Below are 24,246 nucleotides of genomic sequence, written 5' to 3' on the forward strand. Positions count from 1 at the left end.
GCGGTAGAACAGGACTGCCGAATTGGGATGGATACCCAAAATATCGGCAGCAGAACGGGCGGTAACTTCGAGTACAAAAAAACGGAGCAGTTCTTTCTGTACTTTTTTCTTTAATTTGCAGTGCGTTATCTTCATATTTAGAGGGTAACATATCTGCTAATCTAGTACAGCCCCTTTTTTTTAATGGGGCGGTTCCGGTTATCCGCACAGTCCTAAAACTAATCCGCCCGACGGGAAGGAGTGCCGGCTTTATCCCAAAGACGGCATATCGGTACTGTCTTGCAGATTGGTTTTTGAATCACCACCCTCACTGGCCGCGCAAAAACAGCGCGTCCAATTCTTTCAGTGTGAGTTTGACCCATGTGGGACGGCCGTGGTTGCACTGATTGCTGCGCGGGGTTTGTTCCATATCGCGCAGGAGAGCGTTCATTTCCGGCAGGGTGAGTTTCCGTCCGGCGCGTATCGAACCGTGGCAGGACATGGTGGCGAGGATGCGGTTTTCCCGCGCTTCCACCGCCTGCGACGCGCCGACTTCGGCAAATTCGCGCAACATATCCCGCGCCAGTTGTTCCACGTCGGACTTGCCCAGCATTTGCGGTACGGCGCGCACGGCGATGCGGTTTTCACCGATGGGCGAGAGGTCCAGGCCGAAACGGCGCAGTTCGTCGCTGAAATCGGCCAGGGCGGCCATTTCACCGTGCCCTGCGGCAAAGGTAACGGGGATGAGCAGCGACTGGCTGTTCAGACGGCCTTGTTCGCCGCGCTGGCGTTTCATTTTTTCGTAGTTCACGCGTTCGGCGGCGGCGTGCATGTCCACCAAAAGCAGGCTGTCTTCCGCTTGGGCAAGGATGTAGATGCCGAGCAGTTGGGCGATGGCGAAGCCCAGCGGGTAGGCGTTTCCACCGCCTTCGCCGTGTACTTCGTCCCGGCCGTCTGAAACGGCGGTTTGCGCTATTGCGCCGCCCAAGCGTTCGTGTTCGAGCTGTGCCAGTTCGTCATCGCGCCGGTAGAGTTCGGCATAGGTGTCGACGGCGCGGCGGCTTTCGTTCAGGCTTAAGCTGCGCTGTTGCGGCACCCGGGCGGCAGAATAGGAAACGGGGGCGGTTTTGCCTACTTGGAGGCTGTCTGAAAACGGTGCATGGCTGCCGCCGTGGTTTTCAGACGGCCTTTCTTTGGCTAAGCCCATCATTTTGTGCAGCACTTCGCCCGCATTGCCGACGCTCTCCGTCCGGTCGGCACGCGTGCCGGCCAGTGCTTTGTCGAGGGTGTGGAAAACGAGTTGGTGTACGGCCTGGCTGTCGCGGAAGCGGATTTCGGTTTTGGTGGGATGGACGTTCACGTCCACGGCTTCGGGCGGCAGTTCGAGAAAGAGGACGAAGGCGGGTGCGAGGGCTTGGTGGAGCACGTCGCGGTAGGCCTGCTTGACGGCGTGCAGCATGACTTTGTCGCGCACGAAGCGGCGGTTGACGAAGCAATATTGTTGGCCGGTTTTGCCTTTGGCGAAGGTGGGTTTGGCAATCAGGCCGTAGAGCCGCATACCGCCGCCTCCGCCTTCCACGGGCAATGAGGCCGTCTGAAAATCGCTGCCGAGTATGGCGGCCGCGCGTTCTTCGAGGCTTTGCGGCGGGTATTTGAAAACGAGTTTGCCGTCGCGTTTGAGGCTGAAGGCGGTTTCGGGATGGGCAAGTGCGAGGCGTTCGAACATGGTGGCGCAGTGGGCGTATTCGGTGTTTTCGGATTTGAGGAATTTGCGCCGTGCGGGGGTATTGAAAAACAGGTCGGCCACTTCCACGGTGGTGCCTTCGGGATGGGCGGCGGCGGCAACGGGCGACAGGATGCCGTCTTCGGCGCGGATTTCGTGGCCGTGCGCGCTGCCGGGAGTGCGGCTGGTGAGGGTAAGCCGGCTGACGGAGGCGATGCTGGCCAGCCCTTCGCCGCGAAAACCCATGCTGGAAACGTGTTCCAAATCGGTAAGGCTGGCGATTTTGCTGGTGGCATGCCGGGAAAGCGCGAGCGGCAGGTCGTCTGCATGGATGCCGCCGCCGTTGTCGCGCACGAGCAGGCGTTTGATACCGCCGCCGTCCAGTTCCATCTCGATTTCGGCAGCCCCCGCGTCTATGCTGTTTTCGACGATTTCCTTCAGGGCATTGGCGGGGCGTTCCACCACCTCTCCGGCGGCGATTTGGTTGACTAAATGATCGGGCAGTGCGGCGATACGGGGCATGGCTTCGGACTCGTTTGAGGCTGTCTGTAAATGAGGCGGGCATTATAACAGGCCGTCTGAAATTTGTTTTTCAGACGGCCTACGCTTGTTTGGGTTTGATTATTTGGTGCCGAAGATTTTATCGCCCGCGTCGCCCAAACCCGGGATGATGTAGCCGTTTTCATTCAGATGGCTGTCGAGTGCGGCGGTGTAAATCTTCACGTCGGGATGTGCCTCACTCACCCGTTTCACGCCTTCTGGCGCGGCCACCAGCACCAAGGCCTTGATGTTGGTGCAGCCCTTGCTTTTCAGCAGGTCGATGGTGGCGACCATCGAACCGCCCGTGGCCAGCATCGGGTCGATGATGAGAGCCGGACGCTGGTCCATTTTGCTGACGAATTTTTCAAAATATGACACCGGTTCGAGTGTTTCCTCGTTGCGCTGCAGACCGACCACGCTGATTTTCGCCGTCGGAATCAAATCCAGCACGCCGTCGAGCATACCCAAACCGGCACGCAGGATGGGGACGACGGTCAGGGTTTTGCCTTTGATGCGCTCGCCTTCCATTTCGCCGCACCAGCCCGTGAAGGAAAAGGTTTCGGTTTCGAAATCGCGGCTGGCTTCATATGCCAGCAGCCGCGCCAGTTCGTTGGTGAGCGTGCGGAATTTGTAGGTGCTGCAATCGGCTTCACGCATCAGGGCGAGTTTGTGTTTGACTAAGGGGTGGTCGATGATATGGAGGTTCATGGGAAATATCTCTGCTTTTTTCAGACGCCCGCAATTATAGGCGAACCATGAATTTCTGTCTTGACGGAAATAATAGAAATAACCATAATAAGCCGTATGAAACTGAATCCGACCACTCAAAAATTCGTGCTCCACTGGGGCGAAATGGGCTCGAAATGGGGCGTAAACCGCACGGTGGCGCAAATCCACGCGCTACTCTACATCATCGGCAAACCGATGAATGCTGAAGAAATCAGCGAAACGCTGGCCGTGGCGCGTTCCAACGTCAGCAACAGCATCCGCGAGCTGCAAGGTTTGAAACTGGTGCAAACCGTGCACCAGCTCGGCGACCGGCGCGATTATTTCACCACCTCCGACGATGTTTGGGTATTGGTGAAAACCATCGTCGAACAACGCCAACAGCGCGAGATCGAACCGACGCTGCACTTCCTCAATGAACTGATTGCCACGCCCGAATTCGAACAGGAAAACGAACAGGTGCAAAAACGCATCCGCGACACGCAGCAGTTTATGGACATTGCCACTAGCTGGACGAAAGAAATGATCAAACTGCCCACCGGCACACTGGCGCAGGTTTTAAAACTCGGCACCAAAATCCAGCGTTTCCTGACCGGCGGCAAAAAAGACTGAATCCGCCGCACAATATCCGAAAAGCCGCACAGGCCGTCTGAAAACAGGCTTTCAGACGGCCTTTCCCTGTCTTTCGACTGCCGGATGGCATATAATCCGCCCACCCGAAACACTCTGCGGAAACTATGGAAAAAACGGTGCACAATCCCATGCGCCGCCGTCTGATACTGGCCGGCGGCGCGCTGCTTTTGTCTTCCCGCCCGATCTTGGCCGGAGCGCAGCGCGAAGAAACCCTGTCGGACGACGTGGCCTCCGTCATGCGGACGTCGGTAAACAACGTCAACCCCGCCCGTTTGGTTTTCACCAACCCGCGCGACGGCGAACGCTGGCTACGCGACATGTCCGCACGGCTCAGCCGTTTTGTGCCCGACGAGCCGTCGCGCCGCCGCCTGCTGATCAATATCCAATACGAAACCACCCGCGCAGGCCTCGATACCCAGCTGATACTCGGCCTGATCGAAGTGGAAAGCGCGTTCCGCCAATACGCCATCAGCAACGTCGGCGCAAAAGGCCTGATGCAGGTCATGCCGTTCTGGCAGCGTTACATCGGCAAACCCGACCATAACCTATTCGATATCCGCACCAACCTGCGCTACGGCTGCACCATCCTGCGCCACTACCTTAACGTCGAAAACGGCAACATCGTCCGCGCCCTCGCCCGCTTCAACGGCAGCCTCGGCAGCAACAAATACCCCAACGCCGTCATCGGCGCCTGGCGCAACCGATGGCAATGGAATTGACCAACCCTGTTCATTTTTAAGGATAAACCATGCAAAACCAACAGAACGATTATCGACATCACGCACCGTCAAACAACGGACAATACTACCAACAGCAGCCCCAACCGGTACAAGGCACCAATGCCCTGGCCATCTCCAGCCTGGTTTGCGGCATCATCGGCTGGATAATCCCGATACTCTTCGCCCTGCTGGCCATTATTTTCGGCCACGTCGCCCGCAGTCAGATTAAACGCAGCGGCCAGGGCGGTGCAGGTTTGGCCCTGGCCGGCCTGATTTTGGGTTATATCCAGTTCGTCATCATGTCTATCGGCATACTTGCCGCCATCGCCCTGCCCGCCTACCACGACTACGTTATCCGTTCCAAATGGGTGGAAGCCGACGTCTATCTGGTGCAGGCGCGCGACAAACTGGCCAAACGCATCGCCGCCGATAAAAACAACGCCATCATCATCAACATTCCCGCCGAAGAAATGAACATTCCCGGCATGGAAAAGCACTGGAACGAATTTACGGTGGAGAACGGCGTACTGCATGCCCAGCTCAACCCGAAAAGCCAACTGTACCCTTTGATTAAAAGCACAAACTTGAGCGTTACACCGCAAGTAATGAAAGACAGCATCGTTTGGGAGTGCCAATTCGAACAACGGATGAGACAAAGCCAGATGCCGAAATCATGCACAACCGACGGCAACATCACCTCTTTGTAAGCCGTCTGAAAACACCGTTCCGACAACACAGCCCAACCATAAAAGGCCGTCTGAAAGTTTTCAGACGGCCTTTTCACATCCTGCCAAAACTATGACAAACCCGGCATCCTTCCCGGATTCAGAATATTGTGCGGATCAAACAATTTTTTTAGCCGACGCTGGATACGGAGCACGTTTTCCTGCGGCAGGGTAAAAGCGGTTTCACCGGCCTGCAGCACACCACGGAACAATGTGGCATGCCCGCCGGCTTCGGATGCGGCGGCACAGATTTCGGCTGCCGGCAGACCGGTTTGGTACCAACGCAGGCCGCCGCCCCATTCCATACAAAATGTTCCGTCCAATTCCAACTCGGGCGCGGTATCGGGCACGGATACGCGCCACAACCGTACATCTTCGTTTTCAGACGGCCTGAAAACCGGTAGGAGCTGTTCGCGCACCGCCAGCCACAAATCGGCATTTATCCGCCTACTCAAACGTTCGCCGCCCAAACGGCTTGCCGCCGCCTCTACGCCCGCCGCACTGCCGCCAAGTCGGACGAACAGCGCACCGTTGTCCCAAAAACCGGCCGTCAGCGGCAGCGGATACCCCATCCAAGCGTGAAGCATCCCGCGGGCGGCGGCGGCCGAACATTCAAACTGCAAAGTGATTTCACGTTCGGGCGCGGGCAGCACTTTTAGCGACACTTCCGCCAACACCCCCAAAGTCCCCATTGCGCCGGCCATGGTTTTATGGATGTCGTAACCGGCGACGTTTTTCACCACCCGCCCGCCGAAATCAAGCACCTGGCCGCATCCGTCTATCAAACGGCAGCCAAGGACGAAATCGCGCACCGCACCGAAATGCGCCCGCCCCGGCCCGGCCAAACCGCAGGCCACCGCGCCGCCCAAGGTTGCACCCGCACCGAAATGCGGCGGCTCAAACGGCAGGATTTGGCGGCGTTCGGCCAAAGCCGCTTCGATTTCCGCCAAAGGCGTGCCCGCTTTGGCGGTGATGACCAACTCGTCGGGATCGTAGGCGGTGATGCCGCTGTGGATGCGGGTATCGAGGATGGCGGCCGGACGCGCGGGTTCGCCGTAAAAATCCTTGCTGCCGCCCCCCCGCACGGTCAGCGCGTATCCCTCGTCGGCCGCCTGTCGGATTTGTTGCCGCAAATATTGCAATGAAGTATCCATATCCTGCTTTCAGACGGCCTTTACCTGTATTTTTCAGACGGCCTTAGGGTTGTTCGGTCTTTTGATATGCCGATAGTGTGTTTGACGTGCCGCATCGGCCAGGTTTTCCGCCCATTTGATAAAAAAGCCGGTTCCTGCAACGGCGGGCGGAAAAGATTATCGGATGCACACGTGCGTAAGATGTGAAAGAAAGGGCGGCCGGTTCGGAGCCGAAGACAGAAACAACGGCTGTGCCATCCAAAGGCGGTTTGCACGATGGCGAACCGGTGATTAAACAGATGCGCAATCAGGTTAAGACTTAGGAAAAGGGTGGTGGGGAGAAGCCGTTTTCAGACGGCCTCTTATCTGCTTCTCGGCCTTCCCCCGCCTTATCTGTCCAAATGGCTGCTGTCGCGTGCCAGCACGGTGCGTTTGCCGCCTGCATCGGCGGCGGAAATGATGCCGTCGGCCTCCATTTGTTCGATAAGGTTAGCGGCGCGGTTGTAGCCGATTTTCAGGTAACGCTGTACCGAGGAAATGGTGGCTTTGTTGGTTTTAATCACGCAGGACACGGCTTCGTCGTACAGCGGATCGCTGCCGCCTTCGTTGCTGCGGCCTTCGTTGGCATTGCTGAAGATGTCGTCGCTGCCGACGCCGCCGGTGAGCAGGTCTTCGACGTAATCGGGTTCGCCGAACTGTTTGAGGTATTCCACTACGCCGTGTACTTCTTCGTCGGAAGCGAACGCGCCGTGTACGCGCTGCGGATAGCCGGTACCCGGCGGCAGGAACAGCATGTCGCCCTGACCGAGCAGGTTTTCCGCACCCATTTGGTCGAGGATGGTTCGGCTGTCGATTTTGCTCGACACTTGAAAGGCGATGCGTGTCGGAATATTGGCTTTAATCAGGCCGGTAATCACGTCCACGCTCGGCCGCTGGGTGGCCAAAATCAGGTGGATGCCCGCCGCGCGCGCCTTCTGTGTGATGCGGGCGATCAATTCTTCAATTTTCTTGCCCGCCGTCATCATCAGGTCGGCAAATTCGTCCACCACCACGACGATAAACGGCAGTTTTTCCAACGGTTCGGGATTGTCGGGCGTGAGGCTGAAGGGGTTGCCGATTTTGCGGCCGTATGCGGCCTCTTCCCGTATTTTCTGGTTGTAGCTCGCGAGGTTGCGTACGCCCAAATGGCTCATCAGGCGGTAGCGTTTTTCCATTTCGTTCACACACCAGGTCAGTGCGTTGGCGGCCAGGCGCATGTCGGTTACCACCGGCGCGAGCAGGTGCGGGATGCCTTCGTAAATGCTCAGTTCCAGCATTTTCGGGTCGATCATAATCATGCGCACGTCGTCGGGTGTGGCCTTGAACAGCATGGACAGAATCATGGCGTTCACGCCCACGGATTTGCCCGAACCGGTCGTACCGGCCACCAGGAGGTGCGGCGCGCGGGCAAGGTCGGTTACGACGGGCTGGCCGGTGATGTCCTGCCCCAACGCGAGCGTGAGCTTGGAGGGCGATTCGGCGAACGCGGGCGAATCGAAAATTTCGCTCAGGCGTATCATCTGGCGTTTCGGATTGGGCAGTTCCAAGCCCATGCAGGTTTTGCCGGGGATGGTTTCCACCACGCGGATGGAGGCGACGCCGAGCGAGCGGGCAAGGTCTTTTTCCAAATTCAACACGGCATTGCCGCGCACGCCGACATCGGGTTCGATTTCGTAGCGGGTGATGACCGGCCCGGCATACGCTTCCAACACTTTGACTTTGACCTTGAACTCGGCCAGTTTTTCTTCGATGGTGATGCTGTTTTCCAGCAATGCTTCCTCACTCTGCGTCGCATCGGGATTGTAGCTGGCGGGTTTCAGCAGGTTGAGGCCGGGCAGCGGGTAGGGGCCGTCTGAAAACGGCGCGGATTCGGAAAAACCGGTCTCGTTGCCATATAGCGGGCCGTCGCTTTCAGACGGTTCGTCATGTTCAGACGGCCTGTCGGCATAGCCGCCGTATTCCGGTTGTTCTTGCTCGGACGGCGCGAATACGTCGTCCAGCCATTCCTGCGCGTCCGCCGCATCGGAATAAATGCCGCCGGCCGTTTCTTCTTCGGCAAACGGATATTCAGACAGTCCACCTTCATCCCACGGCTGGATCATTTCGGCTGAAAACGCCACTGATGCAGGCGGCGGGACATCCACGCTCAAAGGCGGTGTCGGCGGCACGGCCGGCGGTTCGACCACCGTGGCATCGGGCGGCGGTACTTCGGCCGGCCTGCTGTAGGGATAAGGGGCGAAACGGTTGGCCAAGGCACTGTCTGCACGAAGCGGCTTGGCGGCGGGTTTCGGCTTGACCACTTCTCCGCCGTAATTGGAAATCCGCGCGGAAGCAGGCAGGATGCTGGCATTGTCCACCGTACTGATGCGGCGCAGGCGGCGGGACGGGCGTTCCGTCCGGGCCAGGTTGGAGATGACTTCATCGGCAGGAATGATGCGCGGGGCAATGTCGCTGCGGCGCACACTCTGCCGCTGCCGTGCCATGCGCCGCATCATCAAATTGGCGCGGATGTCGCTTTCCTCTATGGTTTCGGGCGCGTTGAAGCCTTTTTCAGACGGCCTTATTGCTTCTTGTACGGCGGGTTTCGCGGCAAGCGCGTTGAAATTTTGGTTTTTCCGTTCGAGGCGGCGTTGTGCCGCGCGTTCTTCCACGCGCAAAACGGAAGGGTCGCTGTAACTGATGACGGGCAGGCCGGCAGCCGGTGTATGCGGCGGCCTGCTGCCGAACCGTTGCTCTTCATAACGGCCGGGGCGGGGTTTGATTTCATGGGCACGGCTGCCTGCCGCAAGGTTGCGGGTGGCATCGGCCAAAGTGATGATTTCCGCATCGGGCGGTGGGACGTGTTCTTGTACTTCGGGGCTGAATTTTTCGATTAGGGCGGCAGCGGGCTCGCGGCGAAAACGCCCGACTTCGGCTTCGGTAATCACTTCCGCATCGGCAGAAGGTTTGGACGGCGACCCTTCCATTTCGGCCGCTTCATCCGCCGGGTCGCCGCGGTGGGTGTATTCGAACTCCTCCGCCATGATTTCCTGCACGCTCTTGCGTTTGAAATGGCCGATTTCGTCGGCGGTAATCACTTCGGCATCGGGCGGCGGTGCGGTTTTGCGCACCTCGGCATCCGGCTCGGATTCGGATTCGGATTCGGCGTTTTCGATATCCGTTTCGGCCTCCGCCGCATCATCCGCTGCTGCGGAATACACGGGAACGGCCTCGGTAGGCGTTTCCGGCTGCAACGCTGCTTCCTGTTCCGCTTCGGATTCTGCCTCGGGCGTTTGAACCGTTTCTGCGGTTTCCGCTTGAGAGGCCGTCTGAACATTTTCTTCGGCAGGCGGATTTTTTGCCGCTTCCGCCTCATCTGCTTCCTGAGGCCGCGAAGCGGCAAAAATCGGCAGGTCGTGGAAATGTTCGGTCTGCGGCGAACCTTCCGCATCGGCGGCATTCAGTTTGCGGTAGCGTTTGGGTGCGACTTCGCGCAGCTTTTCCACCGTGCGCTCGTAAACGGCACGGCTTTCGTCGGCATCGCGCCTGTTGTGCCGGCTGTTGTTCAGGTTCGGCTTGGCACCGTAAACGGCTTTGGCCTCGCCGCCGCTTTCCAGTGGCGGGGCGTTTTCGTGACGGTTGAAATAGCGCAGTTCGCGCTGCCATTGGCGGTCAAGATAAAACCGCCAGCCGATCAAGGCGGCTACGGCAATCAATAACAAAATGCTGACGATAATCCAAAACATAAATTCCGGACGGCTTTCCGTAAGAATGCGTAAAGCCGCCATTTTAGCGTGTTTCGACGGCAAACAGAAACTTTCCGCCATTTGCCATATAATGTGCGGCTTTCGTCTGAAACATTGCCGGATTATGGATTTCTTCACCGCATGGTTTGAAACGCCGTGGCTCTACGCCGCCTATATCGCTTTGCCCGCCTGCCTGCTGTTGTGCGCCAAACCCGCACTGAAGGCATGGCGGCAAAATCCGCAGGCGTTCGGTGTTTTGCTGTGTTTTTTTGCCGTCTTTTGGACATTGGGGGCAGGCTTGAACGGCGGACAGCTTGGCGGTTTGCGCTACCACCTGCTCGGCGTGACACTGGGCAGCCTGATGATAGGTTCGGCAGCGGCATTCTGGCTGGCCGCCCTGTTTATGCTGCCGCATATGCTGCTAACGGTCGGCGCGCAGAATCTGGCGGCCGCCCCGCTCAATGTCCTCGCCGTTACCCTGCCCGCATTGGCGGTGGCGGAATTGCTGCGTTACGCCGTACGCCGTTTCCTTCCGCCCAATCTGTTCCTATATATCTTTATCAACGGTTTCTTTTGCGCCGCCGCAGGCATGATGGCCACCGGCGCGGCAATTACCGCCCTGCTCTCGCAAAGCACCGTCTTTGCCGCCGTGGATTTATGGCAGCAGGCTTTCCCCGTTTTCTTCCTCATCAGCTGGGGCGAAGCCTTCCTGACCGGCATGTTTACCGCCATTTTCGTCGCCCTCAAACCCCAATTCCTGCTGACTTTCGACGACGATTTCTACTTGAGCCGTCAAAACACCATTTGGCCGTCTGAATCATGAAACTTCCCTTTTTCGCCTCATTGTCGGCAGTGGTTTGCGGCGCGGCATTCGGTGCCACAGCACGCTGGCTGCTCGCCCTTTGGCTCGACACGCCCGACCAGCCGTTTTCCCGCGCCACACTGTCGGCCAACTGGATAGGCGCGCTGCTTATTGGTTTGGCGGCCGGCTTGGCCGACAGCCTGCCGGACCTGCCGCCGTATTGGAAATTGTGGCTGATCACCGGCCTGCTCGGCAGCCTGACCACTTTTTCCGGTTTTTCACTCGAAATCGTTGCCATGCTGCAACAACAACGCTATTCCGCCGCCGTACTGACCATCCTGCTGCACCTTGGCGGCTCGCTGTTTTTCACTGCGGGCGGGCTGTTCCTCGTCCGCCTGCTCCACCACCCGGCCGTCTGAAAACAACCCCTTGCCCGCACTCCGTATTTTGCGCTTGCATTACGAAGCATTTGCATTTATATTTGCGAACACTATTGAATCCTATTTAACAAACCTCTCGGGGAAGGAATTACGATCATGTTTGTATGCATCTGCAACGCGATTACCGATCACCAAATCAAAGAAACCGTATCGGCCGGCGCTTCCACCTTGAGCGACCTGCAGGCACAGCTGGGCGTTGCCACATGCTGCGGTTGCTGCAAAGATTTGGCCTCCTCCTTCCTGACTGCCGGCAACAATCAGCAAAACAGCTCCGTAACCGCCGGCATCAACATCGGCAACTAAGATCACGACACCCCGGGCCGTCTGAAAACCAAAAAATGTTTTCAGACGGCCTTCTCATGCTTTCAGACGGCCACTGTTGCAAAAACGGGCGCGGCTATATAATGTGCCCGTCCGAACAGCACCCTCCCGCACATGATCTATCCCTGGCATCAATCCGACTGGCAACAGCTTGCCGCCCACTGGCGGCAACTGCCCCACGCCCTGCTCTTTTCCGGCAAGGAAAATACCGGCAAAACCGCCTTCGCCCGCCATTTGGCCGCCACACTGCTGTGCGAACAAGCAACGGCAGACCGCCAACCCTGCGGGCAATGCCCCTCCTGCCACCTGTTCGCCCAAAACAGCCACCCCGACTTCTACGAACTCACCCCCGAAATACCCGAAGGCGAAACCGTCGGCCGCAAACTGCTGCAAATCAAAATCGATGCCATACGCGGCCTGATCGAACACATCCAGCTGACCTCCGTGCGCGGCGGCAAACGCATCGTCCTCATCCATCCGGCCGAAAGCATGAACACCCAGGCAGCCAACGGCCTGCTGAAAATACTGGAAGAACCGCCCGCCGATGTCGCCTTCCTGCTGGTTTCCCACGACCGCGACCGCCTGCTGCCCACCATCAAAAGCCGCTGCCGCCAAATGGTGCTTTCCGCCCCCGACCGGCAAACCGCACTGGAATACGTCCGCCAACAACACCCGGCCCACGCCGAAGAACTGCTGGCCTTCCACAGCGGCGCGCCGCTCTTTGACGAAGACCCGGGCCAAACCGCCCTGCGCGGGGAACTGCTGCAACTTTTAGCCGCCCCCCGCCTGCTGGCCGTACTCGACTACGCCGCCGCCTTCGACAAACAAAAACAGCCGCTGGCCGTTTTTCTCGACTGGCTGCAAAAATGGTTGCTCGACATCGGATTGGCACAACAAAACATGCCGCCGCTCTACTATCCCGCCAGCCGCGAACAATCGGCCGCAGTCGCCGGACGCACCACACCGGCCGCCCTATTCCGGCTAAACGGCCGTCTGAACGAACTCATCCCTTACGGCCGCCATACATTAAGTGTTAAAATGCAACTCGAATACCTGCTCACCGAATACCTGCACTTCTGGCAGAACAAATAGGAAACCGACATATGTCTTCAGCCATTGATTACGACTTCAACAAACCCAACGACATCCCGATTCCGGCAAAAATGATGAACCTCCACATCCCCGACCGGCAATCGCTTTACAACTGTTACATGCCCTTCCTCGAACACGGCGGCCTCTTCATTGCCACTGACGACAAATTCTCTCTCGGAGACGAAGTCCTGTTGGCACTTTCATTGGGCAACAGCCAAGAAAAAAAATTCCTGCGCACCAACGTCGCCTGGATTAACTTCGCAATATCCACCGCCGTGCGGCCCAAAGGCATAGGCGTGGCATTCGGTAAAGACGAAATCTGCATTAACATCAAAAACATGATTGAAAAACAACTGGGCACCGCACTCAGAAGCGAGCGCGCCACATTCACACTTTAACCGACCGGCACGAGGCCGTCTGAAAACTGTTTTTCAGACGGCCTCACCCCTTACAAAAACCACACACATGCAACTGATAGACTCACACTGCCACCTCAACTTCGACGGCCTGGCCGACCGCCTGCCCGAAGTATTCGCCAACATGGCCGCCAACCAAGTTTCGCACGCCCTCGCCGTCAGCGTCAGCAGGCAAAGCTTCGGCCAAGTTTTGGCAATCGCCGAACAACACGCGCACATCTACGCCAGCGTCGGCATCCACCCCGACGACCCTGAAGCGGAAGAATTCGGCACGGACGAACTCACGGCACACGCCCGCCACCCCAAAGTCGTCGCCATCGGCGAAACCGGCCTCGACTACCACTGGTGCAAAGGCGATTTGGCCTGGCAGCACCGCCGCTTCGCCAACCACATCCTCGCCGCCAACGAAAGCCGCCTGCCGCTCATCATCCACACCCGCGACGCGGCCGACGACACCATGCGGATGCTGCGCGAACACCGCGCACACGGCGGCGTCATCCACTGTTTCACCGAAGACGTGCGCGTGGCCAAACTGGCCTTGGATTTGGGTTTCTACATCTCCTTCTCCGGCATCGTTACCTTCAAAAACGCCAAAAGCATTCAGGAAGCCGCACAATACGTCCCGCTCGACAGAATGCTGGTGGAAACCGACGCCCCCTTCCTCGCCCCCGTTCCCAAACGCGGCAAACCGAACGAACCGGCCTACGTCCGCCATACCGCAGAATTTGTCGCCCAACTGCGAGGCGACAGCTTGGAAAACATCGCCGCCACCACCACCGACAATTTCTTCAAACTATTCGACAAAATCCCCCGCCCGCAATAACCGGCAAACAAACAGGCAAAATCAGAGTCCGTCTGAAACTTTCAGACGGCCTCTCTTGATTCAAACGAAGCGGTAATGGAAAACGACGGCCGGCAATCCGTTTCAAGCCAAAACACCGCATCCATACCGTCCGACTACCCTGCCGATCCACCTCCGCAGCCATTGTCCCGCATTGCCTCCAAACCTACTTCGGCTGACTGCTCCCGCCGGCTTTGGCATCCCAATAATCGGCCTGCCGTTTATTCTCGGGCGTTTGTTCCGCAGAGAGGCTGTAATATTGCCAAAGCCGCTTGGCGGCGGCCGTGTCGCCGTTTTCCGCTTTCTCCCGCAGCAGGTCGATTTGCTGTGGCCGGAGGTGGTAGATACTGCCGGTGGACACGGGGGCATCAGGATCGTAGCGTTCTTCGTCCAATACTTGTTGCAGGCGGGGCGGGAGGGTGATGCCCCGCCGTTTCAGTTCATATGCCCACGCGGCGGCATCGTGATAACGGTAGGCGGCCAGGTGTTCTTCGGCATAGGCCGACAATTCTTCATTGGTCGGCACGGCATCGGAAGCCGTTGGCGGATGTTCTTGGGAAGCGGGTCGGTTATCAGGCATGGCGGAATTTCCCCGGCAGGAAGTAAAGAGCAACAAGGCGGCAAAGATGGCCGGCAGGCGTTTCATGTTTTTCACTCCGATAAAAGGTTTGAAAAGACGGCAGGCTGGCAGGAAGGAAGCCGATAAACGGAGGCCGTCTGAAAAACAGTTTTCAGACGGCCTTTTCATTTACATCACATCCAACACATCAATGCCCAGCAAATCCAAGCCTTGTTTCAGCGTATCGCCGGTCAGCTTCGCCAGTTGCAGGCGGCTGTTGCGGGTTGCGCCTTCTGATTTCAGTATTGGGCAGGCTTCGTAGAAGCGGCTGAACAAAGTGGCGATTTGGTAGAGGTAGGCGGCGAGGTAGTGCGGATATGCCGTGTCCGCCACGCTTTGCAGTACGTCTTCAAATTTCAGCAGCTCGGCGGCAAGCTGTTTTTCCAGCGGTTCGGTCAAAACGGTTGGCGCGGTCGCGTCCCATTCGCCGGCTTTGCGGAACACGCTTTGTACGCGGGTGTAGGCGTATTGCAGGTAGGGGGCGGTGTTGCCTTCAAACGAGAGCATGGCGTCCCAATCGAACACATAATCGCTGGTGCGGTTTTTACTCAAATCGGCGTATTTGACTGCGCCGATGCCGACGGTTCTTGCTATTTTTGCAATATCTTTTCTTGCTGTTTCAGAGTAATACTCTGGGCTTCTTCTTGATCGAAGTTCCCCATCATCACTAATTATCAGAGATTTTGCATCTTTTGCAACCTGTGATAAATTTTCTTTTATCTTTTCTAATTCTTTGTCATTTGATTGGGAGCTGTATTGAATATTAGAAATTCCATTTTTGTCAGGTTCAAACCCTAATTCCTCTATATCCTCTATATATTTATCAATCTCTTTGTATGACTCTTCCATGTCTCTTATATCTTGCAATACGTCATTAGCAAGATCAGCCCAATCTTCCATCTCATTTCTAGGATTTTTCTCTTTCACCAAAGCGGTGGCGCGTTCAACAGCTTCGGTCAGCAAATCAACCAGTTTTACGGTATCGCCGCTGCGTGTTTTGAACGGTTTGCCATCTTTGCCCATCATGGTGCCGAAGCCGATAAACTCGGCTTTTACATCTTCCGGCAGATAGCCTGCTTTACGGGAAGTGGTAAAGAGTTGCTCAAAGTGCAGGGCCTGGCGGTGGTCGACGACGTACAGCAGGCGGTCGGCATGAAGCGTGCCGACACGGTAGCGCAAACACGCCAAGTCGGTGGAAGCATAAAGGAAGCCGCCGCCTTGTTTTTGTACGATAAATGCGGCAGGTTCACCCTCTTTATTTTTGAACTCGTCCAAGAACACGACTTTCGCGCCGTCGTCTTCGACTGCCAAACCTTTTTCGACCAAATCATCGACTACAGGTTGCAAATCGTCGTTGTATCTAGATTCGCCTGCCACGTCTTCAGGACGCAGTTTCAAGCCCAGCGTGTCATAAACGGCTTGGGCGTGCGAGAGCGAAATATCGACAAACTGTTTCCACAATGCCAATACGGTTTCATCGCCGCCTTGCAGTTTCACAACGTATTCGCGCGCAGTGTCGGCGAAGGCAGGATCTTCGTCAAAGCGCACTTTGGCGGCACGGTAAAACTGCTCCAAATCCGCCAGCTCAAATGCGGCATTGTCTTTTTGCTGCTCAACCAAATAAGCGACCAACATGCCGAACTGCGTCCCCCAGTCGCCGACGTGGTTTTGACGGATAACGGTGTTGCCCATAAATTCCAATACGCGCGAAATGCTGTCGCCGATGATGCTGGAACGCAGGTGGCCGACGTGCATTTCTTTGGCCAGATTAGGCGAAGAATAGTCGATAACGACGGTTTGCGGTTGGGCGGTTTTGCGGATGCCCAAATGGCCGCTGTGCAGCGCGTGGGAAAGGTTTTGCGCCAAAAAGTCGGCGCGCAGGCGCAGGTTGATGAAACCCGGGCCGGCCACTTCCGCGCTTTCAATCACATGATTGCCCGACAGTTTGTCAGCCACTTGTTGCGCCAGCTCGCGCGGATTGCGGTTATGGCGTTTGGCGGCGGCCATCACGCCGTTGATTTGATAGTCGCCGTGCTCGGCGTTTTTGGTCGGCTGCAAAACAATCGGGCTGGAAGCCAGCCCGCAGGCGGCAAAGGCGGCTTCTACTTCGACGGCAACGGCTTGGGAGAGTTTCATAATGTTCGGCTTTCTTGTTTTGAGGCCGTCTGAAAAACGGTTTTCAGACGGCATCTTTATCGTGTAGGCATATAAAGAAGGGAAACCCGCATTCTACCGCAGAGGCCGGATGCGATAAACCGTTTCCCGCCGCTTTAGGCCGTCTGAAAAGGCGTTATACTGTCGGCCATCGATATGACATCATCAGGAGAGGAAATGGATACTTTGGACGTTTTGGCGGTATTGCGGCAGTTGCAGGACAACATTTGCGCCGCATTGGAAGCGGAGGAAGGGGGCGGCGCAGCATTCGTTGCCGACCATTGGCAGAGCCATTTGGGAAGCGGCGAAAGCCGCGTATTGAAACAGGGCGCGGTGTTCGAACAGGCGGGCGTGAATTTTTCGCATGTGAAAGGTGCGGCCATGCCAGCCGCCGCCACGGCGCACCGCCCCGAGCTGGTCGGAGCGGCATTTGAAGCGATGGGCGTGTCGCTGGTCATCCATCCGCGCAACCCTTATGTGCCGACCAGCCACGCCAATGTGCGCTGTTTCATTGCCTATCCCAAAGATGCCGAGCCGGTGTGGTGGTTCGGCGGCGGCTTCGACCTGACGCCGTTTTATCCTTTCGACGAAGACATCGTGCACTGGCATCAAACGGCAAAAAACCTGTGCGACCGTTTTTCAGACGGCCTCTACGACGAATATACAGACTGGTGCGACCGCTATTTCTATCTCAAACACCGCGAAGAAACGCGCGGGGTCGGCGGCTTGTTTTTCGACGATTTGAACCGCTGGGATTTCGCCACCTGCCTGAACTTTATCCGCGAAACGGGCGAAGCCTATATCGAAGCCTACCGCCCCATCGTCGCCTGCCGCAAAAACACGCCCTACGGCGAACGCGAACGGCAGTTCCAGCTTTACCGCCGCGGCCGTTATGTCGAATTCAACCTGGTATTCGACCGCGGTACGCACTTCGGCCTGCAAAGCGGCGGCCGCACGGAAAGCATCCTGATGTCGATGCCGCCGCTGGTGCGCTTCGAATACGGCTACCGTCCCGAAGAAGGCAGCGACGAGGCAAGGCTGCAGGATTATCTGAAACCGCGCGACTGGCTGGGCAAATCAGACAAAGCCTGAGCCGTTTAACGGGCAAAGCAATGCGCTTGATATGCCGTCATCTCGGAGAACGGCATCCTTCCGATAAAGACTCCGCATCAGCGCGGCAAAGCGAAATCATCCGTTGCCCGGCTTCATGGCCGTCCCACATTTTTTCAGACGGCCTCTACGGCGGACAAAGAAAAGGCAGACCTGTCGAAAGGCCTGCCTTTCCTTTGCGCCAAACCGGCTATGGCACCGTACCCTCGTCGTCAAACTCAGGCTCAGCTTCGGATTCGAACACCTTGCCGTTCAGCTTCAACTGCCCTTGGGCAATTTCCACCCGCGTGGCGACATTGTCGTCTTTCAAGGTCAGATAACCGTTGTCGGCCATCATATTGACCGTACTCTTCACCATCAGGCGCAGGGTTTCGTTGATGTCTTCCATACTCGCCGTACCGGCCGCCTCGTCTTCGGGATTGACGGTAAACAGGCTGCGCGCCTGGCTGACGGCCATGTCTTCAAGCAAAGGCTCGGGCAGGTCGAATTTGAAATCGGCCCGGGTTTTTTTCAACATCAGGGAGACATCGTCCAAATCGGCTTTGCTCAGGCCGTTGAAAGAAAGTTGGCCGTCGGCATGGATTTTCCCCTTCGGCAGGGTGAAATCGAATGCGCGGACTTTGATAATCGGATTGCCGGTAAACAAACCCGAAGCCTCGTTGCGCGCGGTTTGGAGCAAGGCTTTTTGAATTTCGTCCTCGCTCATGTTTTTCGAAGCGACTTCCGCCATTGTCCGCTTGATGGCCAACAGGGATTTCGCTTCCAGATGTTCGGCCGCGACATCGATGTCCAGCGGGCCGTAGTTTTCGTCGCCGTAGGCCAGGCGGTCGAAACGGAAGCGGCCTTCGGTATTCGCCCAGCCGTCCTCTTCGTTCATGCGCGTGTCGAATTGCAGCTTGCTGACGGTGATTTTAGACGGCGGCACGGTGCCGGTGGGATTGATGAACGCCCCGATTTGCAAATCGGTTACCAAATTCACCAATTCGTTCAATTTGATGTTGTAATCGATGCCTTCCTGCCATTGGAGAGACAGTTTGTCCAATTTGAAACTGCTGCTGCCGACGGCCAGCTTGCTCGGGCTGTCGTAGGTATCGCTGCCGATTTGCAGGTTTTCCATCCGGATGTCGCCCTTGTCGGCAAGTTTGATGTGCAGCAGCGGGGCTTGGTAATTGCTTTTAAAGCCGGCCCATCCGGAGGTGTAGGAAGTTTCCCCACTCAAGCCTTTCCAATTCAGGGCGATGCCCGACAATTCCTCATAATCAAACGCGGGCACGGATAGGTTCAGACGGCCTCCGCCGCCCAAACCGATGGTATTGGTCAGCGTTACCGGCGCTTGTTCGCCGAAAAAGCGTTTCAACACCTTTCCCGCTTCGGGGCTGTAGCGGAATTCGCTTTCAACCCGTGCGGCGGCAGGCTGCAAGCCGTCGGCAAACGGGCCGTGTTTGACATGGTTGATGACGGTAACCGGCTCGGACAGCACGGTTTTCAGATTATCGGGCAGATAATTGCCCGCATTGTTCAACAATGACGGCTTCAGCCTGACTTCCAAAGTTTCCGTCGATTCGAACCAGCCGCGTTCGTAACGGCGCGATTCGACGGTGAGGAAACCGTTTTCCTGCAGCAGGCGGTATTGGTCTGCCAACACCTGCTCGGCCTGCCCGCCGAAATAATAAGGCGCACCTCCGAAAAACAAGGCACCCGACGCCACCACGCCCGCAGATGCGGCAATCAGCTTTTTCTTCATCGTATTTCGCAACGCTTGGAATTCAAAGCGACAAGCATAGCATCATTTACCCGCTTTGTCTTTTCAGACGGCCTTTTCCCGCATGAAAAAAGGCGTTTCCCGCCACATGTTATCCGTTATAATGACTGCCTTCACGAAAGGAGCGACAACATGTACGACTACCAATCCGACGCCACCAAATTTCTCAACGAATACATCGAAAAACACCCCGAAGAAGCCGAACGCCGTCTGAAAAACCGCGACCTGCTCTGGGATGTCGAACTCAAAGCCGAAGAACAGGCCGCCTTTGCCGCCGCCAGCGTGGCCAAAAAGCCCTACACCTACTACTCCTACGACGACTAAACCGCCTAGATGAGCACCCGCGCCACCGTCTTCTCGCCCGAACTTTTAGACTACCTGCGCCGCATCGGCGAAGCCGAACCACCCGTCTTGCAGCGTCTGCGGGAGCGTACCGCCGGGCACCGCATGGGCAAAATGGCCGTCGCGCCCGAACAGGCCGCCGTACTCTCTTGGCTCGTCCGCCTGACCGGGGCGGAAAAATACCTCGAAATCGGCGTATTTACCGGCTACAGCAGCACCGCCGTGGCCCTTGCTCTGCCCGACCACGGCCGCATCACCGCCTGCGACATCAACGCCAGCTTTACCGAACACGCGCAACAGGCGTGGCGCGAAGCGGGCGTGGCACACAAAATCAGCCTCCACCTCCAGCCCGCCCTGTTTACCCTCGACGAATTGCTGGAAAACGGCGAAGCGGGAAGCTACGACATCGCCTTTATCGATGCCGACAAACCGCCCACCCCGCAATACTACGAACGCTGTCTGCAACTTGTGCGCAAAGGTGGCATCATCGCCATAGACAACCTCCTGCTCGGCGGCCGCATCCTGTCCGAAAACGATGCCGACGCCCCGCCGTCATTGGCTGTTTTGCAGGCATTCAACGCCTCCCTGCCCGGCGACCCGCGCGTGAACGCCATCACCCTTCCCGTCGGCGACGGGCTGACACTCCTCATCAAACAATAAGGCCGTCTGAAAAACGCCGCCCCATTTTTCCGCTGCATAACCATGAAACACCTCGCCTCCGCCACTTCCGTCCTGCTACTGGCCGCCTGCACCGCCGTTCCCCCGGCCACCCCCAAGCTGCCGCCGGAACAGCCGCAGCCGCCTTCCGCCGCAGAAAACGTCCCCTACCCCGTCCCAGACCTGCAAAGCCAGATCGACAACATGGGCATGGAAATCGCCAAGCTCCAGAATCAAATCGACACCCTGCAAACCCGTATCCGGCAGCTCGAACGCAACCGTCCGGCGCGTACTGCCGTAACCGTCCGCGACAATACCCGGCACAACAGTGAAAAACCGTCCGCAGCCCCTGCCGACAGCCCGCTTGAATCCGCGCGCAAACAATACCGCAGCGGCAACTTCGCCGCCGCCGCCAAACTGCTGCAGGCCAGCGAAAGCGGCGGCAGCGGCAACGAACACGACCGCCAAAGCATGTACCTGCTCATGCAGAGCCACCAACGCCTCGGCAACTGCGAATCCGTCATCAACATCGGCAACCGTTACATCTCGCGTTTCCGCAACAGTTCCGAAGCCGCCGATGCCATGTTCTCCATCGGCCAATGCCAGTGGAACATGCAGCAGCGCGACGTTGCCAGAGACACTTGGCGCAAGCTGATGCTCATTTACCCCGACAGTGCGGCGGCAAAAAAAGCCGCGAAACACGCGGACAAATATTGATGCCCTCCTGAAAACGGCAGGCAGCCGAACGGTAGGCCGTCTGAAAAAATAAAACGGCGCGGATTTCCGCGCCGTTTCCCGTATCAACCGTTGCAAAAAATCAGCCGCCGCACACGCCGCAGCAGCCGCTTTCGGTGGTTTCACCTTTGTTGTCGTCGATCACTGGCAGCTCGATTTCCTCTTTCGGCTGCTGGTTTTGTTCGTTGTCATAAGTATCTACTTTGATTTTGTTTTCTTCCTGGCTCATGATTCTGCCTTTCTTTAGGGGGTTGTAAAAGGGCGCATTGTAAAGCAAAGCGGTCTTTTTACCCACTATCGGCATCTCGTTTCGGATAGCCTGCCTCAAACGCGCCGCCCGCATTGTTTTCAGACGGCCTCATCCACCTTGTGCTTTGCCGCCGCGCACGGCACAATTCCCGCTTTCCCTTTTCCGCCGTACCCGCTATGCAAGCCGATATTCCCGCCCTCGCCCGCCGCCTGCAACAGCAGAAACAGCAGGCCGCCGAACGCTATCTCGCCAACCGCCGCCCCAACCTCTTTTTCCAGCAATACTGCCGGACAATCGACCGCACGCTGGCCGAATTATGGCCGTCGTTTTTCGATGACGGCCGCTTCTGCCTGCTGGCCGTCGGCGGCTACGGGCGCGGCGAAGTGTATCCCTATTCCGATACCGATTTGACACTGGTATCCGCCGCCCCGCTCGATGCCGGTGAAGAAGAGCGGATGGCCGGGCTGGTGCAAACCCTGTGGGACCTTGGCCTTGCGCCGTCCCTGAAGGCCGGCACGGCGGCGGAACTGTGCGAAAGCGCACGCCAAGACCTGACGGCCGACACGGCCTTTCTCGAGGCCCGTTTTTTATGCGGCAACGCCGGTTTGGCCGGACAATTCATCCAAACTTTAAACGCCCAACGCCACCCCGCCGCCTTTATCGAAGGCAAACTGCTCGAAATGCAGCAGCGGCACGACAAACAGCAAGGCTCCGGCGCGCTGCTCGAACCGAACGTCAAAACCTGTCCCGGCGGCCTGCGCGACATCCACACCATGCTTTGGCTGGCCAAGGCGCAAGGCATCGATGCCGGTTTTGACGCACTTATCCGCCAACGCATCCTCACCCGCGCCGAAGCCGGCATCCTCGCCAACAGCCACCGCGAACTGGCCGCCATCCGCATCGACCTGCACCTGGCCGCCGGCCGCGAAGAAGACCGCCTGATATTCGACCTGCAAACCCGTTTGGCGGAAAACATCCTGCCCGACGGCGAAGGAGGCCGTCTGAAAAGCGAAAAACTGATGCACCGTTTCTACCGCGCGGCCAAGGCGGTCAAACAGCTCAACGGCATCATCCTGCCGATGCTGAGCGGGCGCGTGTACACGCCGCTGCCGCGCGTGGAACGGGCCATCGACCGCCACTATTACCAAATCGGCAACCAAATCGCCGTCCGCGACAAAAACCTGTTCAAACAACAGCCCGAACACATTTTCATCATCATCGAACTGCTGCAGCGGCACAGCGACCTGACCGCCATCGCGCCGAAAACCCTGCGCGCCTGGTGGGCGGCGGCGCGGAAAATCAACCGCGCCTTCTACGAAAACGAAGCCAACCGCCGCCGCTTTATCGGCTTTTTCCGACACGGGCGCGGCCTGACCCGTACCATGCGCTTCCTCAACCTCTACGGCGTACTCGGCCGCTATCTGCCCGAATGGAACAAAATCGTCGGCCTGCTGCAACACGACCTGTTCCACATCTACCCCGTGGACGACCACATCCTCACCGTCCTGCGGAACATGCGCCGCCTGGCAATGGAACAGCACGTGCACGAACTGCCCTTCGCCTCCGCCGTCATGAACGCCTTCGACAAAAAATATCTGCTCTACCTTGCCGCCCTCTTCCACGACATCGCCAAAGGGCGAGGCGGCGACCATGCCGTACAAGGCGTGGCCGACGCACGCCGCTTCGCCGCCGATCACTTCCTGCCCGAAGAAGACGGCGAAATGCTCTGCTGGCTGGTAGAAAACCACCTGCTGATGTCGATGACCGCACAAAAGGAAGACATCCAAGACCCCGACGTCGTCGCCCGCTTCTGCCGCCGCGTCGGCAACACGGAACGCCTGTCCGCCCTCTACCTTCTCACCGTCGCCGACATACGCGGCACCAACCCGAAAATTTGGAATTCATGGAAAGCCGGCCTGCTGGAAAACCTCTTTCAGACGGCCTCCCGCCGTTTCAACGGCAACTCCGACAGCCGCGCCGCCGTTACTGGCCGCCGACAGGCCGCCGCCATTGCCGCCCTCACCGCCGCCGGCATCGGCGAAAAAGAACAGCGCAAACTGTGGCAGGCACTCGGCGCGGCATATTTCGTCCACCATCAGGAAAGCGAAATCCTCTGGCACACCGCCCATCTGGTTCACCATCCCGAACAGGCCTGCACCCGCATCCGCCCGCATCCGGCCAACGGCAACATGCTGCAAGTCATGGTTTACCTGCCCAATGCCGACCGCCTGTTTGCCAACCTCTGCCGCATTTTCAGCCGCCACAACCTCGACATCGCCGCCGCACGCGCCTTCATCACCGCCCACGACTACGTCCTCGACACCTTCGCCGTCCGTCCGCCCGAAGGCAGCACCGACGACGACCGGCAGCGGATAGAAAACGCCCTGTCGGCGGAACTGCAAGACTTCCTGCACGGCAAAATCCGCAACGGCTCGTTTTCAGACGGCATCCGCAGCCGACGCGCCCGCCACCAGCCGATTGTGCCGGTTGTCGAAATCCGCGCCGAAGAAGAACAGCCCGGCTGGTTTACCCTGAGCCTGATTGCGGTCAACCGCCCCTACCTACTCGCCAATGCCGCCGAAGTATTCAACCGCCACGGCATCAGCCTACGCTATGCCCAAATCAGCACCACGGATGACCGCGTGGAAGACAGCTTCTTACTTTTCAGCCCCGGCCTGGCCGACCCCAACCGCCAAGTCGCCCTGAAAAAAGACCTGTCCGCCGTATTGTCCGTCTGAAAATACCGTACGGCACCGATACAAA

22 protein-coding genes and 1 pseudogene are annotated in these 24,246 nt (G+C 57.7%); 14 read left to right on the forward strand and 9 right to left on the reverse strand.

All coding sequences use genetic code 11. From position 1 onward, the window contains the following. The 3 genes and pseudogenes from HMPREF3107_RS12540 to upp all read right to left on the reverse strand — a co-directional run. Positions 1-135, reverse strand: a pseudogene (locus HMPREF3107_RS12540) (IS1595 family transposase); the annotation flags it as partial. A gap of 172 nt (positions 136-307) precedes the next feature. Continuing rightward, on the reverse strand, positions 308-2,224 hold the full coding sequence (gene mutL / locus HMPREF3107_RS05265; RefSeq protein WP_070454131.1) for a DNA mismatch repair endonuclease MutL: 1,917 nt from the start codon (positions 2,222-2,224) through the stop codon (positions 308-310). 99 nt (positions 2,225-2,323) lie between these two features. Further along, positions 2,324-2,950: a uracil phosphoribosyltransferase gene (gene upp / locus HMPREF3107_RS05270; protein ID WP_070454132.1), complete on the reverse strand. Its 627-nt coding sequence runs from the start codon at positions 2,948-2,950 to the stop codon at positions 2,324-2,326. Positions 2,951-3,046: 96 nt separating this feature from the next. Here upp and HMPREF3107_RS05275 point away from each other — a divergent pair, with 96 nt between their 5' ends. From HMPREF3107_RS05275 to HMPREF3107_RS05285, 3 genes are all read left to right on the forward strand, one after another. Beyond that, positions 3,047-3,580, forward strand: coding sequence for a GbsR/MarR family transcriptional regulator (locus HMPREF3107_RS05275; protein ID WP_070454133.1), 534 nt, complete (start codon positions 3,047-3,049; stop codon positions 3,578-3,580). 125 nt (positions 3,581-3,705) lie between these two features. Then, positions 3,706-4,320, forward strand: a complete 615-nt coding sequence (locus tag HMPREF3107_RS05280) for a lytic transglycosylase domain-containing protein (RefSeq protein WP_070454134.1) — start codon at positions 3,706-3,708, stop codon at positions 4,318-4,320. Positions 4,321-4,349: 29 nt separating this feature from the next. Continuing rightward, positions 4,350-5,027, forward strand: a complete 678-nt coding sequence (locus HMPREF3107_RS05285) for a DUF4190 domain-containing protein (protein ID WP_070454135.1) — start codon at positions 4,350-4,352, stop codon at positions 5,025-5,027. Between the two features lie 89 nt (positions 5,028-5,116). Here HMPREF3107_RS05285 and glcE read toward each other — a convergent pair whose 3' ends face one another. Together glcE and HMPREF3107_RS05295 are read right to left on the reverse strand one after the other, a co-directional pair. Further along, positions 5,117-6,199: a glycolate oxidase subunit GlcE gene (gene glcE / locus HMPREF3107_RS05290; RefSeq protein ID WP_070454136.1), complete on the reverse strand. Its 1,083-nt coding sequence runs from the start codon at positions 6,197-6,199 to the stop codon at positions 5,117-5,119. A gap of 368 nt (positions 6,200-6,567) precedes the next feature. Beyond that, positions 6,568-9,942 carry a DNA translocase FtsK gene (locus HMPREF3107_RS05295; protein ID WP_070454166.1) on the reverse strand — a complete coding sequence of 1,125 codons (3,375 nt, stop codon included), beginning with the start codon at positions 9,940-9,942 and terminating at the stop codon, positions 6,568-6,570. 25 nt (positions 9,943-9,967) lie between these two features. On the opposite strand from HMPREF3107_RS05295, the gene HMPREF3107_RS05300 reads away from it, so the two are divergent. From HMPREF3107_RS05300 to HMPREF3107_RS05325, 6 genes are all read left to right on the forward strand, one after another. Further along, the gene (locus HMPREF3107_RS05300) at positions 9,968-10,765 is read left to right on the forward strand and encodes an energy-coupling factor ABC transporter permease (protein WP_246828592.1); all 798 of its coding nucleotides are present in this window, start codon (positions 9,968-9,970) and stop codon (positions 10,763-10,765) included. Next, complete coding sequence (crcB, locus tag HMPREF3107_RS05305; RefSeq protein ID WP_070454137.1) at positions 10,762-11,163, forward strand: fluoride efflux transporter CrcB; 402 nt, start codon at positions 10,762-10,764, stop codon at positions 11,161-11,163. The genes HMPREF3107_RS05300 and crcB overlap by 4 nt, the downstream gene beginning before the upstream one ends. A 117-nt stretch (positions 11,164-11,280) precedes the next feature. Next, positions 11,281-11,487: a (2Fe-2S)-binding protein gene (locus tag HMPREF3107_RS05310; protein WP_003772222.1), complete on the forward strand. Its 207-nt coding sequence runs from the start codon at positions 11,281-11,283 to the stop codon at positions 11,485-11,487. A gap of 132 nt (positions 11,488-11,619) precedes the next feature. Continuing rightward, entirely contained in the window at positions 11,620-12,597 is a 978-nt protein-coding gene (gene holB, locus HMPREF3107_RS05315) for a DNA polymerase III subunit delta' (protein WP_070454138.1), read from the forward strand. Positions 12,598-12,608: 11 nt separating this feature from the next. Beyond that, entirely contained in the window at positions 12,609-12,995 is a 387-nt protein-coding gene (locus HMPREF3107_RS05320; protein WP_070454139.1) for a PilZ domain-containing protein, read from the forward strand. 67 nt (positions 12,996-13,062) lie between these two features. Continuing rightward, on the forward strand, positions 13,063-13,836 hold the full coding sequence (locus tag HMPREF3107_RS05325) for a TatD family hydrolase (RefSeq protein ID WP_070454140.1): 774 nt from the start codon (positions 13,063-13,065) through the stop codon (positions 13,834-13,836). A 184-nt stretch (positions 13,837-14,020) separates the two neighbouring features. Here the strand turns inward: HMPREF3107_RS05325 and HMPREF3107_RS05330 are convergent, their stop codons facing one another. Continuing rightward, positions 14,021-14,500, reverse strand: coding sequence for a hypothetical protein (locus tag HMPREF3107_RS05330; RefSeq protein WP_141742837.1), 480 nt, complete (start codon positions 14,498-14,500; stop codon positions 14,021-14,023). Positions 14,501-14,602: 102 nt separating this feature from the next. Then, on the reverse strand, positions 14,603-16,609 hold the full coding sequence (gene argS, locus HMPREF3107_RS05335; RefSeq protein WP_070454168.1) for an arginine--tRNA ligase: 2,007 nt from the start codon (positions 16,607-16,609) through the stop codon (positions 14,603-14,605). A gap of 195 nt (positions 16,610-16,804) precedes the next feature. Here argS and hemF point away from each other — a divergent pair, with 195 nt between their 5' ends. After that, entirely contained in the window at positions 16,805-17,719 is a 915-nt protein-coding gene (gene hemF, locus HMPREF3107_RS05340) for an oxygen-dependent coproporphyrinogen oxidase (protein ID WP_070454141.1), read from the forward strand. Between the two features lie 208 nt (positions 17,720-17,927). Here the strand turns inward: hemF and HMPREF3107_RS05345 are convergent, their stop codons facing one another. Further along, the gene (locus HMPREF3107_RS05345) at positions 17,928-19,481 is read right to left on the reverse strand and encodes a YdgA family protein (protein ID WP_070454142.1); all 1,554 of its coding nucleotides are present in this window, start codon (positions 19,479-19,481) and stop codon (positions 17,928-17,930) included. 150 nt (positions 19,482-19,631) lie between these two features. Between HMPREF3107_RS05345 and HMPREF3107_RS05350 the strand changes: the two genes are divergently transcribed. From HMPREF3107_RS05350 to HMPREF3107_RS05360, 3 genes are read left to right on the forward strand one after another with little or no spacing between them, the layout of a single operon-like run. Beyond that, on the forward strand, positions 19,632-19,823 hold the full coding sequence (locus HMPREF3107_RS05350; RefSeq protein ID WP_049249118.1) for a DUF3460 family protein: 192 nt from the start codon (positions 19,632-19,634) through the stop codon (positions 19,821-19,823). Between the two features lie 9 nt (positions 19,824-19,832). Continuing rightward, positions 19,833-20,501 carry a class I SAM-dependent methyltransferase gene (locus HMPREF3107_RS05355; RefSeq protein WP_070454143.1) on the forward strand — a complete coding sequence of 223 codons (669 nt, stop codon included), beginning with the start codon at positions 19,833-19,835 and terminating at the stop codon, positions 20,499-20,501. Between the two features lie 42 nt (positions 20,502-20,543). Beyond that, positions 20,544-21,215 (forward strand): tetratricopeptide repeat protein, encoded by a 672-nt coding sequence (locus HMPREF3107_RS05360; protein ID WP_070454144.1) that lies wholly within the window; start codon positions 20,544-20,546, stop codon positions 21,213-21,215. Positions 21,216-21,315: 100 nt separating this feature from the next. Here HMPREF3107_RS05360 and HMPREF3107_RS12095 read toward each other — a convergent pair whose 3' ends face one another. Then, the gene (locus HMPREF3107_RS12095; protein ID WP_168160521.1) at positions 21,316-21,462 is read right to left on the reverse strand and encodes a hypothetical protein; all 147 of its coding nucleotides are present in this window, start codon (positions 21,460-21,462) and stop codon (positions 21,316-21,318) included. Between the two features lie 197 nt (positions 21,463-21,659). On the opposite strand from HMPREF3107_RS12095, the gene glnD reads away from it, so the two are divergent. After that, positions 21,660-24,221, forward strand: coding sequence for a [protein-PII] uridylyltransferase (gene glnD / locus HMPREF3107_RS05365; RefSeq protein ID WP_070454169.1), 2,562 nt, complete (start codon positions 21,660-21,662; stop codon positions 24,219-24,221). The last annotated feature ends 25 nt before the right edge of the window (positions 24,222-24,246 follow it).

Origin of the sequence: Neisseria sp. HMSC31F04 (assembly GCF_001807735.1) — a bacterium.
In the GTDB taxonomy this organism is placed as follows: domain Bacteria; phylum Pseudomonadota; class Gammaproteobacteria; order Burkholderiales; family Neisseriaceae; genus Neisseria; species Neisseria elongata.

Coding starts and splice junctions, on each gene's coding strand:
- mutL (WP_070454131.1), bottom strand. CDS start 2,224: ATGCCCCGTATCGCCGCACTGCCCGATCATTTAGTCAACCAAATCGCC.
- upp (WP_070454132.1), bottom strand. CDS start 2,950: ATGAACCTCCATATCATCGACCACCCCTTAGTCAAACACAAACTCGCC.
- HMPREF3107_RS05275 (WP_070454133.1), top strand. CDS start 3,047: ATGAAACTGAATCCGACCACTCAAAAATTCGTGCTCCACTGGGGCGAA.
- HMPREF3107_RS05280 (WP_070454134.1), top strand. CDS start 3,706: ATGGAAAAAACGGTGCACAATCCCATGCGCCGCCGTCTGATACTGGCC.
- HMPREF3107_RS05285 (WP_070454135.1), top strand. CDS start 4,350: ATGCAAAACCAACAGAACGATTATCGACATCACGCACCGTCAAACAAC.
- glcE (WP_070454136.1), bottom strand. CDS start 6,199: ATGGATACTTCATTGCAATATTTGCGGCAACAAATCCGACAGGCGGCC.
- HMPREF3107_RS05295 (WP_070454166.1), bottom strand. CDS start 9,942: ATGTTTTGGATTATCGTCAGCATTTTGTTATTGATTGCCGTAGCCGCC.
- HMPREF3107_RS05300 (WP_246828592.1), top strand. CDS start 9,968: ATGCGTAAAGCCGCCATTTTAGCGTGTTTCGACGGCAAACAGAAACTT.
- crcB (WP_070454137.1), top strand. CDS start 10,762: ATGAAACTTCCCTTTTTCGCCTCATTGTCGGCAGTGGTTTGCGGCGCG.
- HMPREF3107_RS05310 (WP_003772222.1), top strand. CDS start 11,281: ATGTTTGTATGCATCTGCAACGCGATTACCGATCACCAAATCAAAGAA.
- holB (WP_070454138.1), top strand. CDS start 11,620: ATGATCTATCCCTGGCATCAATCCGACTGGCAACAGCTTGCCGCCCAC.
- HMPREF3107_RS05320 (WP_070454139.1), top strand. CDS start 12,609: ATGTCTTCAGCCATTGATTACGACTTCAACAAACCCAACGACATCCCG.
- HMPREF3107_RS05325 (WP_070454140.1), top strand. CDS start 13,063: ATGCAACTGATAGACTCACACTGCCACCTCAACTTCGACGGCCTGGCC.
- HMPREF3107_RS05330 (WP_141742837.1), bottom strand. CDS start 14,500: ATGAAACGCCTGCCGGCCATCTTTGCCGCCTTGTTGCTCTTTACTTCC.
- argS (WP_070454168.1), bottom strand. CDS start 16,609: ATGAAACTCTCCCAAGCCGTTGCCGTCGAAGTAGAAGCCGCCTTTGCC.
- hemF (WP_070454141.1), top strand. CDS start 16,805: ATGGATACTTTGGACGTTTTGGCGGTATTGCGGCAGTTGCAGGACAAC.
- HMPREF3107_RS05345 (WP_070454142.1), bottom strand. CDS start 19,481: ATGAAGAAAAAGCTGATTGCCGCATCTGCGGGCGTGGTGGCGTCGGGT.
- HMPREF3107_RS05350 (WP_049249118.1), top strand. CDS start 19,632: ATGTACGACTACCAATCCGACGCCACCAAATTTCTCAACGAATACATC.
- HMPREF3107_RS05355 (WP_070454143.1), top strand. CDS start 19,833: ATGAGCACCCGCGCCACCGTCTTCTCGCCCGAACTTTTAGACTACCTG.
- HMPREF3107_RS05360 (WP_070454144.1), top strand. CDS start 20,544: ATGAAACACCTCGCCTCCGCCACTTCCGTCCTGCTACTGGCCGCCTGC.
- HMPREF3107_RS12095 (WP_168160521.1), bottom strand. CDS start 21,462: ATGAGCCAGGAAGAAAACAAAATCAAAGTAGATACTTATGACAACGAA.
- glnD (WP_070454169.1), top strand. CDS start 21,660: ATGCAAGCCGATATTCCCGCCCTCGCCCGCCGCCTGCAACAGCAGAAA.